At 71.7% G+C, this 15,657-nt stretch carries 11 protein-coding genes; 6 read left to right on the top strand and 5 right to left on the bottom strand.

What is annotated here, in order from left to right; translation table 11 throughout:
* Both CQZ88_RS32105 and CQZ88_RS28265 read left to right on the top strand, forming a co-directional pair.
* On the top strand, positions 1–6,316 hold a 6,316-nt coding region (locus CQZ88_RS32105), incomplete at its 5' end, for an amino acid adenylation domain-containing protein (RefSeq protein ID WP_374703848.1).
* Between the two features lie 106 nt (positions 6,317–6,422).
* Positions 6,423–7,487, top strand: coding sequence for an alpha/beta hydrolase family protein (locus CQZ88_RS28265; protein WP_006947136.1), 1,065 nt, complete (start codon positions 6,423–6,425; stop codon positions 7,485–7,487).
* A gap of 74 nt (positions 7,488–7,561) precedes the next feature.
* Here CQZ88_RS28265 and CQZ88_RS28260 read toward each other — a convergent pair whose 3' ends face one another.
* The 5 genes from CQZ88_RS28260 to CQZ88_RS28240 all read right to left on the bottom strand — a co-directional run bounded on the left by CQZ88_RS28260 (position 7,562) and on the right by CQZ88_RS28240 (position 12,196).
* The gene (locus CQZ88_RS28260) at positions 7,562–8,536 is read right to left on the bottom strand and encodes an alpha/beta fold hydrolase (RefSeq protein WP_102800614.1); all 975 of its coding nucleotides are present in this window, start codon (positions 8,534–8,536) and stop codon (positions 7,562–7,564) included.
* A gap of 118 nt (positions 8,537–8,654) precedes the next feature.
* Positions 8,655–9,512 carry an ABC transporter permease gene (locus CQZ88_RS28255; protein ID WP_006947142.1) on the bottom strand — a complete coding sequence of 286 codons (858 nt, stop codon included), beginning with the start codon at positions 9,510–9,512 and terminating at the stop codon, positions 8,655–8,657.
* A 7-nt stretch (positions 9,513–9,519) separates the two neighbouring features.
* Positions 9,520–10,371 (bottom strand): ABC transporter permease, encoded by an 852-nt coding sequence (locus CQZ88_RS28250; protein ID WP_050035539.1) that lies wholly within the window; start codon positions 10,369–10,371, stop codon positions 9,520–9,522.
* A complete protein-coding gene (locus CQZ88_RS28245; protein WP_006947144.1) occupies positions 10,368–11,369 on the bottom strand; it encodes a daunorubicin resistance protein DrrA family ABC transporter ATP-binding protein in 1,002 nt (333 codons plus the stop codon). Before CQZ88_RS28245 ends, CQZ88_RS28250 begins: the two co-directional genes overlap by 4 nt.
* 131 nt (positions 11,370–11,500) lie before the next feature.
* Positions 11,501–12,196: a GntR family transcriptional regulator gene (locus CQZ88_RS28240; RefSeq protein WP_006947145.1), complete on the bottom strand. Its 696-nt coding sequence runs from the start codon at positions 12,194–12,196 to the stop codon at positions 11,501–11,503.
* Between the two features lie 130 nt (positions 12,197–12,326).
* Here CQZ88_RS28240 and CQZ88_RS28235 point away from each other — a divergent pair, with 130 nt between their 5' ends.
* From CQZ88_RS28235 to rplD, 4 genes are all read left to right on the top strand, one after another.
* Entirely contained in the window at positions 12,327–14,003 is a 1,677-nt protein-coding gene (locus tag CQZ88_RS28235; RefSeq protein WP_374703847.1) for an amidase, read from the top strand.
* Between the two features lie 434 nt (positions 14,004–14,437).
* The gene (rpsJ, locus tag CQZ88_RS28230) at positions 14,438–14,743 is read left to right on the top strand and encodes a 30S ribosomal protein S10 (RefSeq protein ID WP_003938093.1); all 306 of its coding nucleotides are present in this window, start codon (positions 14,438–14,440) and stop codon (positions 14,741–14,743) included.
* A gap of 45 nt (positions 14,744–14,788) precedes the next feature.
* Positions 14,789–15,442 carry a 50S ribosomal protein L3 gene (gene rplC, locus CQZ88_RS28225; protein WP_006947147.1) on the top strand — a complete coding sequence of 218 codons (654 nt, stop codon included), beginning with the start codon at positions 14,789–14,791 and terminating at the stop codon, positions 15,440–15,442.
* Positions 15,439–15,657 (top strand): 50S ribosomal protein L4 (gene rplD / locus CQZ88_RS32100; protein WP_258008849.1); only part of this gene is annotated, 219 nt, incomplete at its 3' end. The genes rplC and rplD, both read left to right, overlap by 4 nt.

Below are 15,657 nucleotides of genomic sequence, written 5' to 3'. Positions count from 1 at the left end.
GTACGGCATCACCGAGACCACCGTGCACGTCTCGCACCTGCCGCTCGCCGCGGCCGACGCGGGACTCGCCGCGAGCGTGATCGGCCGTGGCATCCCCGGGCTGGGCATCTACGTCCTCGACGCGCGCCTGCAGCCCGTTCCGGTCGGCGTGCCGGGGGAGATGTACGTGCGCGGAGCGCAGCTCACCCGCGGCTACCTGGGACGCGCCGACCTCACCTCCGGCCGGTTCGTCGCCGATCCGTTCGGCGCGCCCGGCACCCGCATGTACCGGACGGGCGACATCGCCCGCTGGAACGCGCAGGGACAGCTCGAGTACGCCGGGCGCAGCGACTCCCAGGTCCAGTTCCGCGGCTTCCGCATCGAACTCGGCGAGATCGAGGCCGCTCTCACCGGCGTCGCCGGTGTGGCGCAGGCCGTCGCGGTCGTGCGCACCGACGAACGCACCGGCGACCGCCTCGTCGGCTACGTGGTGCCGCGCGCGGGACACGACCTCGAGGCCGCGACGGTCCTGGACTCGGTGGCCCGGTTCCTCACCGGATACATGGTTCCCGACGCGATCGTGGTGCTCGAGACGCTGCCGCTGACCGCGAACGGCAAGCTCGACCGCAAGGCTCTACCCGCTCCGATATTCAAGGGCGACAAGAGATTCCGTGCTCCCGGCACCCCCACCGAGGTCGCGATCGCCGCGGTCTTCGCGGAGGTCCTGGGCGCGGAGCGGATCGGTGCCGACGACTCGTTCTTCGCGCTCGGCGGCGACAGCATCGTTTCGATCCAGCTGGTGTCGCGGGCGAAGGCCCGCGGTGTGGTCTTCACCCCCCGCGACGTGTTCGAACGCAAGACCGTGGCCGGGCTCGCCGAGGTCGCGCGCGTCGGTGCGGAGGCGGCGGTACCCGCGCTGGCCGAGCTTCCCGGCGGCGGCGTCGGCGACATGCCGTTGACGCCGATCGTCCGGTTCATGGTCGAACGCGGCGGCCGATTCGATCGCTACACCCAGACGCTCGCGCTGGAACTGCCGGCCGGCATCGACCGCGACGGCGTCGTGGGAACCCTCACGGCCGTCGTCGACCGCCACGACATGCTCCGGGCGCGCCTGCGCCGCAACGGCTCCGGCGACTGGGAGCTGTCGACCACGCCGCCGGGCAGCGTCGACGTCGACGCGCTCGTCGCCCGCATCGAGGTCGCGCCCGGGACCGACGAACAGGCGCTCGCCGACCTCGCCGCGCGGGCACTCGACGAGGCCGAGTCGCGGTTGCGGCCGGCCGAGGGCGTCGTGCTGCAGTTCGTGTGGCTCGACCCGGGCGCGGCGCGCACCGGGCGGCTCGTCGTCGTCGCGCACCACCTCGTCGTCGACGGCGTCTCCTGGCGCATCCTCGTTCCGGACCTCGTCACGGCGTGGGCGCAGCTGTCGAACGGCGGACGTCCGGAGCTTCAGCCGGTCGGCACGTCGTTCCGGCGCTGGGCGTACGCCCTCGCCGAGACCGCGGTCCCGGCCCGTGCGGCCGAACTCGGGCTGTGGCGCTCGATCGTCGACGGGCCCGATCCGATGCTCGGCGCGCGCCCCTTCGATCCCACCGTCGACCTCGCCTCCACGGTGGATAAGGTGCGGATCCAGGTCGATCCCGCGACGACCGACGCATTGCTGACGACGTTGCCCGCACGGTTCCACGGGGGTGTCAACGACGCACTGCTCGCCGCGCTGGCACTCGCCGTCGCCCGGTGGCGCCGCGACCGGGGCGTCGCCGAGCCGTCGGCGCTGGTCCGGCTCGAGGGGCACGGCCGCGAGGAGGAGGTCGTCCCCGGCGCGGACCTCGGCCGCACCGTCGGCTGGTTCACCACCATCTACCCGGTCCGGCTCGACCTGTCCGGGGTGGATCTCGACGACGCGTTCGCCGGGGGCCGCGCCGCGGGCGCCGCGATCAAGGCCGTCAAGGAGCACCTGCGCGCCGTTCCGGACAAGGGCATCGGCTACGGGCTGCTGCGCTATCTCGATCCGGCCGCCGGCCCCGTGCTGCGGGCGCTGCCGTCCGGGCAGATCAGCTTCAACTACCTCGGCCGGATCGACGCCGGCGAGATCCCCGAGGGCGCGGCCGGTCTCGGCTGGCTGCCCGCCGGCGACCTCGGCGACCTGTCGGGTCGCGACGACGCCGACGCGCCCGCGATGGCCACGGTCGACATCAACGCCGTCGTGATCGGCGGCCGGCTCGGCGCGAACTTCGGATACGCGAGCGGTCTGCTCGACCGCGGCGACGTCGAGGAACTCGCGCAGCTGTGGGTGCGCGCCCTGGAGGCGCTCGCCGCCCACGCCGCCCGACCCGACGCGGGCGGTCTGACGCCGTCCGACGTCCCCCTCGTGCACGTCGGCCAGAGCGACCTCGACACGTGGGAGACGCGGTACCCCGCCCTGGTCGACGTGTGGCCGCTCGCCCCGCTGCAGTCCGGTCTGCTCTTCCACGCGATGCTCGCCGACGGCCGGCCCGACGTCTACACCACCCAGGTGCTGCTCCACCTCGCGGGCCGGGTCGACGTGGCCCGGCTGCGCCGTGCGGCGGAGGCACTGCTCGAGCGGCATCCCAACCTGCGCACGGCGTTCGTCGCCGGCGAGTCCGGCGAGCCGGTGCAGCTGGTGCTCGACGACGTCTCCCTGCCGTGGCGCGAGGTCGACGCCGTCGGCGCGGACGGCTCCGACCTGGAGGCGATGGTGCGGGCGGACCAGGACGTCCCGTTCGACATGGCTGCCCCGCCACTGATCCGCTTCCTCGTCGTGCGCACCGCCCCGGACGCGTGGACGCTGGCCGTCAGCAGCCACCACATCCTGCTCGACGGGTGGTCGATGCCGCTGCTGCTGAAGGACCTGCTCACCCTCTACGCGACCGACGCCGATGCGACGATCCTGCCGCGGGTGCCCGCGTATCGCACCTACCTGGAGTGGTTGGCCGCGCGCGACCACGACCGGTCCCGCCGGGCCTGGGCGGACGCGCTGGCCGGCCTCGAGGAGCCGGCCATGCTCGCCGAGGTGCTCGGTGACGGCGAGGCGGGAGCCGTGGGCGGCGCGGAGCACCGCGTCGCGATCGACGCCGACACCACCGCCGCGCTGACCGAGTACGCGAGCCGGCTCGGCGTCACCGTCAACACCGTTCTCCAAGCGGCGTGGGCCGTGCTGGTGGCCCGCTCCACCGGCCGCGACGACGTGGTGTTCGGAACCACCGTCTCCGGCCGGCCCGGCGGGCTCGAGGGTGTCGAGTCGATGGTCGGGTTGTTCATCAACACGATTCCGGTGCGCGTCCGCCTCGACCCGGACATGGCGGTCGACGCGGCGCTGCGTGCCCTGCAGGCCGAGCAGGCCGACCTGCTCGACCACCACCACACCGGGCTGGCGGAGATCCAGCAGCTCGCGGGGACCGGCGCGTTGTTCGACACCCTGCTCGTGTACGAGTCCTATCCGATCGACCGGAGCGGCCTCGAGCAGGCCAGCTCGATCGACGGCATGACCGTCGCCGGCGTGAACACCCGGGACGCCACCCACTATCCGCTCACGGTGGTGGCCACGGCCGAGGAGTCGCTGGCCTTCGGGTTCAAGTACCGCCGGGACGCCTTCACGGCCTCCGCCGTGCAGAACCTCGCGCAGCGCTACCTCCGGGTGCTCGGCGGCCTCGTCGCCGGGACGGCCGGCACGATCGGGCAGCTCGAGATCCTGGGCGACGCCGAGCGCGACGATCTCGTCCGACGGACCGGACGCCCGGCGGAACCGGCCGTGCCGCTGGCCGACCTGCTGGCCGCGGCCGCCGCCCGCGACCCGCAGTCCACCGCACTGTCGTACCGGGGTCGCGAGCTGACCTACGCCGACCTCGATGCCCGCTCGTCGCGGCTCGCGCGTCTGCTCATCGCCCGCGGCGTCGGGCCCGAGGACGTCGTGGCCGTGGGGCTGACCCGGTCCTTCGAGTCCGTGATCTCGGTGTGGGCGGTCGCGAAGTCCGGTGCCGCGTACGTGCCGGTCGATCCCGGCTACCCGGTCGACCGGGTCGTGCACATGGTCACCGACTCGGGGGCGCGGGCGGGAGTGACCGTCGCCGCCGAACGCACCGGCCTGCCCGACACGATCCCGTGGGTGGTGCTCGACGACGAGGAGGTCGAGTCCGAACTCGCCGTGCTGTCGCCCGCGCCGGTGACGGACCGTGACCGGGCGCGTCCGCTGCATGTGGACAACCCCGCCTACGTCATCTACACCTCCGGCTCCACCGGGCTGCCGAAGGGCGTGGTCGTCACCCACACCGGCCTGGCCAACTTCGCCGCCGAACAGCGCGAGCGTTACGGCCTCGGACCGGCCACCCGGGCGCTGCACTTCGCGTCGCCGAGCTTCGACGCCTCGGTGCTCGAACTGCTGCTCGCGGTCGCGCCCGGGGCCGCGCTGGTGATCGCACCGCCCACCGTCTACGGCGGCGCGGACCTCGCGGAACTGCTGCGTCACGAACGCGTCACCCACGCGTTCGTGACCCCCGCGGCACTGGCGTCGGTCGATCCCGCGGGCCTCGACGACCTGCGGACCGTCGTGGTCGGCGGCGAGGCGTGCCCACCGGAGCTCGTCGCGCGATGGGCGCCGGGCCGGGCGTTCCACAACGGGTACGGGCCCACCGAGACCACCGTCATGACCAACATCAGCGATCCGTTGACCCCCGGCGGGCCGCTCACGATCGGCGGGCCGCTCCGGGGCACGCGCTCGCTCGTCCTCGACGACCGGCTCCGGCCCGTGCCGGTCGGGGTGGCCGGCGAGCTGTATCTGTCCGGTGTCCAGCTGGCACGGGGGTACCACGCCCGGCCGGCGCTGACCGCGTCCCGGTTCGTCGCCGATCCGTACGGCACCGGCAGCCGCCTCTACCGCACCGGCGACGTCGTGCGATGGACCGGGGCGGGCGAGATCGAGTACGTGGGCCGGTCGGACTTCCAGGTGAAGGTCCGCGGCTTCCGGATCGAACTCGGGGAGATCGACGCCGTGCTCCGCCGTGATCCGGCGGTCGACTTCGCCGTCACCGTCGGACGGACCTCCGAGGCGGGCGTCGTGCGGTTGGTCTCGTACGTGACGGCGCGGCCGTCGGCGACCGTCGACACCGCCGCGTTGCTGGCCTCGGCGGCGAGGGCGCTGCCGGGACACATGGTGCCGTCGGCGATCGTCGCCCTCGACGAGGTCCCGCTCACGCCGGTGGGCAAGCTCGACCGTGATGCGCTGCCGGAACCGGACACGGCCACGCGGCCGTACCGCGCCCCGGAGACCGATGCGCAGCGGGCCGTCGCGGACATGTTCGCCGAGGTGCTCGGCCTCGACCGGGTCGGGCTCGACGACGACTTCTTCGAACTCGGTGGCAACTCCCTGGTTGCGACGCAGGTCGTCGCGCGCCTGCGGGACGCGCTCGGGGTGGAGGTGCGGGTGCCCTGGTTGCTCGCGGCGCCGACGGTGGAGTCGTTCGCCTCCCGGATCGGCGGCGACGACGCCGGCGGGGACGCGGCGCTCGCCGTGGTCCTGCCGCTGCGCGCCGGCGAGCCCGACGTGACCCCGCTGTTCTGTATCCATCCGATGATCGGCCTGGCCTGGCCCTATGCGCCCCTGGCGGCGCGGCTCGCTCCCGGCCGGCCGGTCTTCGGGCTGCAGACGCCGGCGCTCACGGACCCGGGATTCGTCCCGGCGTCGATCGAGGCGCTCGCGCAGCGATACGCCGACGAGATCGCGCGGGTCCGTCCCGAGGGGCCGTACCGGTTGGCCGGCTGGTCGCTCGGTGGGGTGCTCGCCCACGCGGTGGCGGTGGAGTTGCAGGCCCGCGGCGCCCGGGTCGAGCACCTCGCGATGCTCGACTGCATCCCGCGGATCGACACGGACCGCTTCGGCGCCGAGTTCGCCGAGAACCTCCGCAGTCTCGGAGTGGACGCGGATCCGGACGCGCTGCGCGACGGTTTGCCGGCGGAGGCGGCGAACGCTGTGGCCGCCGCGGTGCCCCGGGAGCTGATCGAACTCGACGCGCCGCGGGTGCAGCGCATCTTCGCCGCGGCGGTGCTCTCCCCGGAGCTGATCAACCGGCACGAACCGGGGCTCTTCGCCGGCGACGTCGACTTCTTCAGCGCGCGGGACGAGCACCCGACGGAGGCAGACGCGGCGGTTCTGTGGGTCCCGTACGTGTCCGGGCGGGTCCGGAATCGGTTCGTGCCCGGAGCGCACGGCGCGATGATGGATCCCCCCGCCCTCGACGTGATCGTGCCGGCGTTGGATCGTGACGCGATCGATGTGACGGATGTGAACGGTGAGGTTTCTGACGGCCGGTACGCAAGGTAACGTTCACGCCCGTGCTGTCGATTCAGTACATGCTGCGCCGCAGGGCGCACCCCGGTTCGCCGGGGCTTGGGGACGCCCGCCCGCCGGGCCTGAGGAGGTTGACGGAATGAGTGTTGTCGAGTCGCGGAGCCGCGCTCGGAGGCTGGGAACAGCCGCGATCTCGGCGGCGGTACTCGCGCTGCCGCTGTTCACGGGCGCCTCGTTCGCCTCGGCCGACCCGGTGGCCGACACCCTGCAGCCCATCACGGCCGTCACGTCCGAGAACGGGTCGTACATCACCAGGATCGAGAACTACGGAGAGCAGCAGCTGCTCGTCTGGGTCTACTCGGCGTCCATGGACGAGGAGATCCTGCTGGACGTGTGGCGCCCGGCCGACACCAGCAAGCCCGCGCCGACGCTGTACCTGCTCAACGGTGCCGGCGGCGGCGAGGACATGGCCACCTGGCGGGGTCGCACCGATGCGATCGAGTTCTTCAAGGACAAGCACGTCAACGTCGTCTCGCCCGTCGGCGGCATGTTCAGCTACTACACCGACTGGAAGAACCCCGATCCCAAGCTCGGCGTGAACAAGTGGGAGACCTTCCTGACCAAGGAGATCCCGCCGCTGGTCGACGGTGCGCTCGGCACCACCGGCGTCAACGCGATCGCGGGCATCTCCACCTCGGGCACCTCGGTGTTCCAGCTGCCTCTCGCCGCGCCGGGACTGTACCGGGGTGTCGCCGCCTACAGCGGCTGCGCGCAGACCTCCGATCCGATCGGCCAGCAGTTCGTCAAGACCACGGTCGAGACGTGGGGCAGCGGCGACACCGAGAACATGTGGGGACCGACGAACGACCCGACGTGGGCGGAGAAAGATCCCTACGTCAACGCCGAGAAGCTGCGCGGGCTCGAGATGTACATCTCCAACGGCAGCGGTCTGCCCGGTCCGTACGACACGCTGACCGGGCCGGAGATCGACGGGGACGCCGGTGTCCTGGCGAACCAGATCGTCGTCGGTGGCGTCATCGAGGCCGCCACCAACTACTGCACCCACAACCTGAAGAACCGGCTCGATACGCTCGGCATCCCCGCCACCTACAACTTCCGCGAGACCGGAACCCACTCGTGGGGCTACTGGCAGGACGACCTGAAGGACTCGTGGCCCGTGCTGCAGCGGGCCCTCGGGGTCTGACACCCGGCGCGGTGAGCATGCGAACGGCCCCTCCCGCCGGGAGGGGCCGTTCGCATGCCGGGGATCTACGGGTGTCAGCCGGCGGGCGGCGCCGTGCAGGGCGCGGGCACGGTCTCGGCGTAGTGCGGATCGAGAGCCGACTTCACCAGGTGCAGCGACTCCGGAAGTTCCAGGAGGGCGAGGTGATCGGCCGGGCTGGTCGGGCACACGTCCTCGACCCACACGTTGTGCACTGCGCTGTCCGCGCCCGGTTGCAGGAACGCATTCTCCGGGGGCGTGGCCACCGTGTCCTGACGGGTGGCGATCGACGTGTAGTCGATCCCCGGCAGGGTCTCGGTTCCGGAATTGAGCCGGGCCAGCACGCGCGATCCGATCAGCTGCTGACGACCGGCGATACCGAACACCATCTGCGCGACGCGCTCGGTGGCCCATTCCTGGTTGCCCAGCCCCAGGCGGGCGAACAGGGAATACAGCTGCTGCATCCCGTTGAAGGTGGTGCCGTGGTTGGTCGCCCCCAGCATCACCAGCTTGTCGACCTCGTTGCGGGCCGGGTCCGCCGGGTCCGCGCCGCTCTCGAACCGCAGGTACTGACGGGAGACCGGTCCACCCTGCGAGTGGCCCACGAGATCGACCCGATCGGCCCCGGTGTGAGCGCGCACCGCATCGACGAACTCGCCGAGCTGCTTTGCGGATTCCTCGATGCTCCCGACGCCCCAGATCATGAGGCCGGGGTCGACGAGCGAGCGGATGCCCCCGTAGTTCAGGGCGTAGACGCAGTAGCCGAGGTCGGCGAGCTGCGGGGCCGCCACGGCCCACGAGCTGGTCATGTCCATTCTCGTTCCGTGCACGAGAACCACCGGCCGGGGATGTTCGGGGGAGGGCACGCAGTCGAGGTTGTTCGCCCCCGCGGGGCTCGGCCCCATCGATTCGAGCAGCGCCGGCAACGAGGCGGCGTCGGTGGTGTCCGCGGCGGCCGTGGGCGGCGCCGGCCCGGCGGCGGTCAGGGCGGCGGCCATCACCGCGACGGTGATCCGGCGGGCATACTTCATCGGCATTCCTCCGAGGGGCCGCACTGCGGTGACAGTGCCGTGGCTGCAGCAGCCGTTGTGCGGCCGCGGGTCGGCGGACAGGATAACAGCCGGGGACGGCCGTTCGGGGTCGCCGAGGTCAGCCCTCCTCGGCTGCGCGCCGGTAGCCCCGGATCGCCGGAATCGTGAAGACCGCGATCATGAGGGCCGACCACATCAGCGTCTTGATCAGCGGTTCCGCGAGCGGACCGCCCATCGCCAGGGCCTTCATCGTGTCGATCGCACACGACATGGGCTGGTTCTCCACGACCGGCTGCAGCCACCTCGGATAGGCCATGACCGGCACGAACCCGGAGTTGAAGAACATCAGCAGGGTGCACGCGATCGACACCAGTTCCACGAGGGGCAGCTTGCTCGACATGGTGGCCAGGACCGTCACCATCAGGGCGAACCCGATGCCGAAGAGAACGGGGATGACGAGGATCGCGAGTCCGGCGGCGAGACCCTGGGTGAAGCGGAAGCCCAGACCGACGCCGGCCGCCAGGATGATGAGGGTCGTGGCGAGCACACGGACGGCCTCGGCGAGCATGCGGCCCAGCAGCCCGGCCGCCCGGTGGATCGGCAGGGTGTAGAAGCGGCCGAGCAGGCCGCTCTGCCGCTCCGTGCGCAGGCCGACGGCGCTGACCACCGACCCGAACATGGCACCGACCAGGATGATCATGGGGACGGTGCCGTAGATCGCGGGCTGTCCGGTGGCGGCGGTGACCGTGTTGCCCAGGACGACCCGGAACATGAGCAGGGTGAGCGCCGGGTAGACCAGCGCCTGGATCATCGTTGCGGGATCGCGCGCCCAGCGCAGCAGGAGCCGCTGGCACTGGATGCGACTGTGCTCCCACAGGGCGCCCCACGATCGCTCCGGACGAGCGTGCTCGGGCGGCGGGAAGGTGAAGGCGGCGCCGTTGGCGTCGACGGGACGGATGTCGGGAGGTCCGTTCATCTGCCGCTCACCCCCGCCTCGTGCTGGCCCACACGGCGAGCGGGGCGAACACCAGCGCGAGACCCGCGCACCAGGCCACGGTGGGGAACAGGACCGACCACGTGACGCCGCCCTCGGCCATGTCCTGCATGGCGAACGAGAACTGCGAGATCGGCTGGTTGCGCACGAACGGCCGGATCCACTCGGGGAAGCCCTCCTCCGGGACGAACCCGCACGAGAGCATGCCGAGAATCAGCTGCGGCAGCGTCAGGGCCTGCGCGGTGGCCTCGGGGCTCTTCGACAGCGTGCCGATCGCGTCGGCGCCCAGCGACAGGACGAGGCTGATGGCCAGGGCGGTGACGCAGAACAGGACCGCCTGTGCGAATCCCGCCGAGAACCGGAAGCCGATGGCGTAGCCGAACAGGAGCGCCCCCGCCAGGGACACGACGGACCGCAGCATCGCGCTCGACATCCGCGAGATCAGCGGGACCGCGCTGAACACGGGCATGGTCTGCAACCGCGTCGTCAGTCCCGTCATCGCCTCACCCGAGGACAACTGCGCCGCGGAGATGGCCGTGAACGCCATCGCCTGCAGGACGATGATCGGCATCAGGTACTGCGCGTAGTCGATGCCCTGCAACGACATCACGAACTTCAGCGGCAGGTAGAAGCCCAGGCCGAACACCACCGGGGTGATCGCCGCGACGACGAGTTCGCCGTACCGCGCCATGGTGCGGACCGTGCGCATCGTGAGCGCGCTCCACTGGTTGAGCACCGTCGGGTCGGCCCGGCGGTGCGAGCCCACCCGCTTCTCCGGCAGCGAGATGTTCGCGTCGTGCCGCACCCGCTGGGCGCTGATGCTCTTCGTGTGGACGGTCACGCGGGCTCTCCCGTCGTCGCGGACGTCGTGTCGGCGCCGGCCGAGTGCCCGGTCAGGCTGAGGAACACATCGTCGAGGGAGGGCCGGCGCAGGCCGATGTCGGCCAGCTCGATCCGGGTGGGGGCGAGCCGGCGCAGCGCCTCGGCGAGCGTCGCCGGGCCGTGCGGCGCCGGAATCGAGACGCGGTCGTTGCTGCCCGCGGTGGCCAGCTCGGCGCGCACGTCGGGCGGGACGAGGTTGCCGAGGGCGTGCACCACCCACGGCAGCGCGTTCGGGTCGACCGGGACGATTTCGCAGTAGCTGCCTCCCGTGGAGGCCTTGAGCTCGTTGGCCGTCCCCTCCGCCACCACGGTGCCCCGGTCGATGACGATGATGTTGTCGCTGAGCAGGTCGGCCTCCTCGAGGTACTGCGTCGTCAGCAGCACCGTGATGCCCTGCTTCTTGAGCGCACCCACCAGGGACCAGACGCCCTGCCGGCTGCGCGGATCGAGGCCGGTGGTCGGCTCGTCGAGGAAGACGACCTCGGGGCGCACGACGAGCCCGCATGCGATGTCGACGCGCCGGCGCATGCCGCCGGAGTAGTGCCGCACCGCCCGCTTACCGGCGTCCACCAGATCGAATTCGCGGAGCAGCTCGTCGGCGCGTTGGCGCGCGGCCGCGCGGTCGAGGCCCATCAGACGGCCGAACAGGATCAGGTTCTCCCGGCCCGACAGCGTCTCGTCGAGGGCGGCGTACTGGCCGGTCATCATGATCGAGCGGCGCACGGCGGCGGGGTCGCCGACCACGTCGTGCCCGGCGATCACCGCGCGCCCGCCGGTCGGGCGCAGCAGCGTGGACAGGATCTTCACCGTCGTCGTCTTGCCGGCGCCGTTGGGCCCGAGAATGCCGAGGACCGAGCCTCGTGGGGCGGAGAACGTGATGCCCTTGAGGGCATGGACGTCCCCGAACGACTTGTGCAGGTCGTCGACGAGGACCGCTTCGTCGTGGTATCTCAGCATCACTCTCCGCCGTGGAACTCTCGGTCGGCCGCTTGCGGACCCGTCGACGAGTAGATCCCGCCGTCACGCCGCGATGTTACCGGCCGGGGCCTGCGGCCCCGGTCTTCCGCGAGCGCCGGGCCGTGCGTCCGTCAGCTCCAGACGCCGATCTCGTCGAGGTGCCGGACCAGCCGGCCGGCCCCGTCGGTGAAGTGCCGGCGAGTCTCCCGGCCTGCGGAATCGCCGTCGCCGCGGCGCAGCGCGTCCACGAGGCGCTTGTGCGACGCCACCGCCGCGGCACCCCAGTCGGGGTCGGACGAGTAGAAGTGCACCGGCGTGTAGCGCGTGGCGTTGAGCAGGAACCAGGACAGCTTGCGCGCGCCGGTCGCGCGGTTGAGTGTGCGGTGGAAGGCGAACTCGAGGTCCTCGATCCGCGCCCCGTCCCCGCTGCGCACCGCTTCGGCCAGGCGTTCGTTGAGGTCGGCCAGCTCGGCCACGGTGTCCGGGGTGATCACCGCGGCCGCCCGTCGCGCCAGCTCCTCCGCGATCTGCCCCTGCAGCCAGAACAGGTCGTCGATGTCGCCCCGGCTCAACGGGGCCACGACATAGCCGCGGTGCGGGACGAGCTCCACGAGTCCCTCGCCGCGCAGTGTGAGCAAGGCCTCACGCACCGGGGTGACGCTCACGCCGAGCTCGGCCGCGGTCTCGTCCAGCCGGATGAAGTCGCCGGGCCGGACCCCACCCGACATGATGAGATTGCGGACGTGCACCGCCACGTCGTCGGACAGCTGGGGCCTGCGGCGCAGCGGCCGGGACCCGGGCGACCGGGACTGGGCAGAGGATGTCATTCGGCGCTCCTTCAGTCCCGCGTTCCGGGGCGCGGGTCGCTTCCGTTCGACGGATTATTCCGCACCGGTCGTGCGCCGTGGGGGAGGGGCGCGGGATGCGCGTGCGCTGCGGCCTCCGCTACCCGCCGTTATGGTCGGACCGGTGAGTTTCGAAACGTCACGACGTCGTTTTCTCGGAACCATGGCCGGTGGCCTCGTCGGGCTCGGCCTGATGCACCCTGCGCGCGCGGGCGCCCGGCCGGCGGCCCGGCTGCCCGATCCGGGGACCGTCCCGGTCATCGATCCGGCCCTGCTGAGCGCGGTCGAAGCGGCGAGCCTGCTGCAGTCCGGGCAGTTGCACCCGCGCGAACTCCTCGATGCCTGCCTGCGCCGTAGCCGGGACCACGACGGCGGCGTCGGCGCATGGATCCACCTCTATCCAGACCTCGCCTATGCCGCCGCCGACGCGGCGGCGACCCGGCTCAGCGCCGCCCGGGCGTCGGGCGAGCCCGTCTCGCCCGTGTGCGGGCTGCCGATCGCGCTCAAGGACCTCTTCGCGGTGGGCGGGCTCCCGCTCACCGCGTCGAGCAACGTGCTGCGGGACAACGTGGCCGCCGGGGATTCGGGGGTGTGGCGCCGGCTGCAGGAGGCCGGGGCGGTCCTGCTCGGTCACGTGCACACCGACGAGTTCGCGATCGGCGTGGTCACCCCGCAGGTGGCCAACCCGTGGAACCCGCAGTACTCCCCGGGCGGCTCGTCGGGCGGCAGCGCCGCCGCGGTGGCGGCCCGGTTCGTCCCCCTGTCGGTCGGCAGCGACACCGGCGGCTCGCTGCGGCTGCCGGCCAGCTCGTGCGGCGTCTCGGCGATCAAGCCCACGTACGGGCGGATCACCTCGCACGGGATGATCCCGCTCACCTGGACCCGGGACCACCCCGGCCCCATCGGGCACAGTCTCGCGGACGCCTCGCTGCTGCTGGGTGTCCTCGCCGGCGCGGAGGCGGACGATCCGGTGACGGCCGCCGGTCCGGGCGTGCCCGAGGGCGGCTATCCGCTGGTGCCGCCCGCCGGGACCGCGCCGCTCGCGGGCGTCCGTATCGGCGTGCCGCACGGGGCGACCGACCGGCTGGCCCCGGAGCTGCGGCGCCTGTTCGACGAGTTCCTCGCGACGGCGCGTGCGCTGGGCGCCGAAACCGTACCGGTGTCGATGCCGCACCCACCGGATTCGCTCCTGGCCGGCGACACGGCGGAGATGGGGGCCTACCACCGGCAGTTCGTGGACCGGCTCGGCGACTATCGCATCGATCTCGCACCGCTCGTGAGCGCGGCGGTGGCGTCGCTCGCGCTGCCGGTGGCCGACTACTTCGGGCTCGAGCGCGACCGGCTGCGCTACCAGCACCAGTACAACGCCATGTTCCGGGACCACGATCTCGACGTGATCGCGTTGCCGGGCGCGCTCGACGACGGCTGTCCCCGCGACGCATTCGCGGGCCTCAGCGTGCTGTCCGGGGTGGCCGGCGACGTCCAGTGGGCCAATTACACCGGCGCCCCTGCCGTTTCGTTCCCGGTCGGCCGCTCGGCGGTGACCGGGCTGCCGTTCGGTGTCCAGCTGGGCGCGCTGCCCTGGCAGGAGGCCGCGTTGATCGCGGTGGGGCTGGCCCTGCAGGAGGCGTTGCCGGTGTGGCGCGACGTGCCGCCCGTGGCGCCGGCGCCGCGCGAGCTGCCGGTGGCCACGCCGGCGGCGCCGGGACCGGGTCCCGATCCGACCAACACGCTCGGGGCGGCGGCGCCCGTGCGGACGCCCGCGACGTTGTCGACCGGAGGGTGGTGACGGCCGCGCGGCCGGGGCGAAGTTGAGAATGCCGACCGGGTCCTGCATACTGGTCGGGTTGCCTTGACCGGGTCACGGTTTTCCGCGGCTCGGAACGAGATCGAGTGACAGTCGCGGATCGAGCCTGACGGCCTGGTCGCGGCCACATGCAAGACGGAAGCAGTACCTCCCTGTACCCGTACGGGTGCATCCGGCAGGTCGATCCGTGGTGTCGAGCGTTGGTTCGACGCCGCGGAGCGAGCAGTAGGGCGACACGCCCGACCGCGTGTGCCGGAGAACAATGACAGATGAACAGCGGCATGCGGATCGGGTGCGCCCGGTCACGAAGTGTGAAGAGTGCTGTTCGCCGTCGCCGTTCGGGTGGAACTGTGCAGACGAGGTGGTTCCCGACTCGTTCGGGTACTACGAAACGCGGCAAGAAAAGGACACTAAGCGTGGCGGGACAAAAGATCCGCATCAGGCTCAAGGCCTATGACCATGAGGCGATCGACGCATCTGCGCGCAAGATCGTCGAGACGGTGACCCGCACGGGCGCCCGCGTGGTCGGCCCGGTGCCGTTGCCCACCGAAAAGAACGTGTACTGCGTCATCCGCTCGCCGCACAAGTACAAGGACTCGCGCGAGCACTTCGAGATGCGGACTCACAAGCGGCTGATCGACATCCTCGACCCGACGCCCAAGACCGTCGACGCGCTCATGCGCATCGACCTCCCGGCGAGCGTCGACGTCAACATTCAGTGACTTTCGAGACCAGCGAGCTTGTAGAAGACGCAGCGGAGACAACACATGACTAACCAGATCAAGGGAATCCTGGGCACCAAGCTCGGCATGACCCAGGTCTTCGACGAGAACAACCGGGTCGTTCCGGTCACCGTCGTCAAGGCCGGACCGAACGTGGTCACCCAGATCCGCACCGAGGAGCGCGACGGCTACAGCGCCGTGCAGCTCGCCTACGGTGCGATCGACCCGCGCAAGGTCACCAAGCCGGTCGCCGGCCAGTTCGCCAAGGCGGGTGTCACCCCTCGCCGCCACATCGTCGAGCTTCGCGTCGACGACACCGAGGGCTTCGAGATCGGCCAGGAACTGACCGCCGAGGTCTTCGAGGACGGCGCATTCGTCGACGTCACCGGCACCTCCAAGGGCAAGGGCTTCGCCGGCACCATGAAGCGCCACGGCTTCGCCGGCCAGGGCGCCTCGCACGGTGCGCAGGCTGTGCACCGTCGTCCGGGCTCCATCGGTGGCTGCGCCACCCCGGGCCGCGTGTTCAAGGGAACCCGCATGTCCGGGCGCATGGGTAGCGACCGCATCACGACGCAGAACCTCTCGGTCCACAAGGTGGACGCCGAGAACGGCCTGCTGCTGATCAAGGGTGCGATCCCGGGCCGCAAGGGCGGCGTCGTGATCGTCAAGACCGCAGTGAAGGGTGGTGCACGGGCATGACCAGCACCGAGACCGCAACCAAGCTGACGCTCGACGTCAAGGCCCCCGGCGGCCAGACCAACGGCACCGTCGATCTCCCCGCCGAGATCTTCGACGCCCCCGCGAACATCGCGCTGCTCCACCAGGTGGTTGTCGCGCAGCTCGCCGCGGCTCGCCAGGGCACGCACGCCACCAAGACCCGCGGCGAGGTCCGCGGCGGTGGCCGGAAGCCGTAC

The organism is Rhodococcus sp. ENV425, assembly GCF_002887785.1.
Classification (GTDB): domain Bacteria; phylum Actinomycetota; class Actinomycetes; order Mycobacteriales; family Mycobacteriaceae; genus Rhodococcus; species Rhodococcus aetherivorans.
Note: the sequence above shows the minus strand (reverse complement) of the source record. Positions and strands in the feature narration are given on the sequence as shown.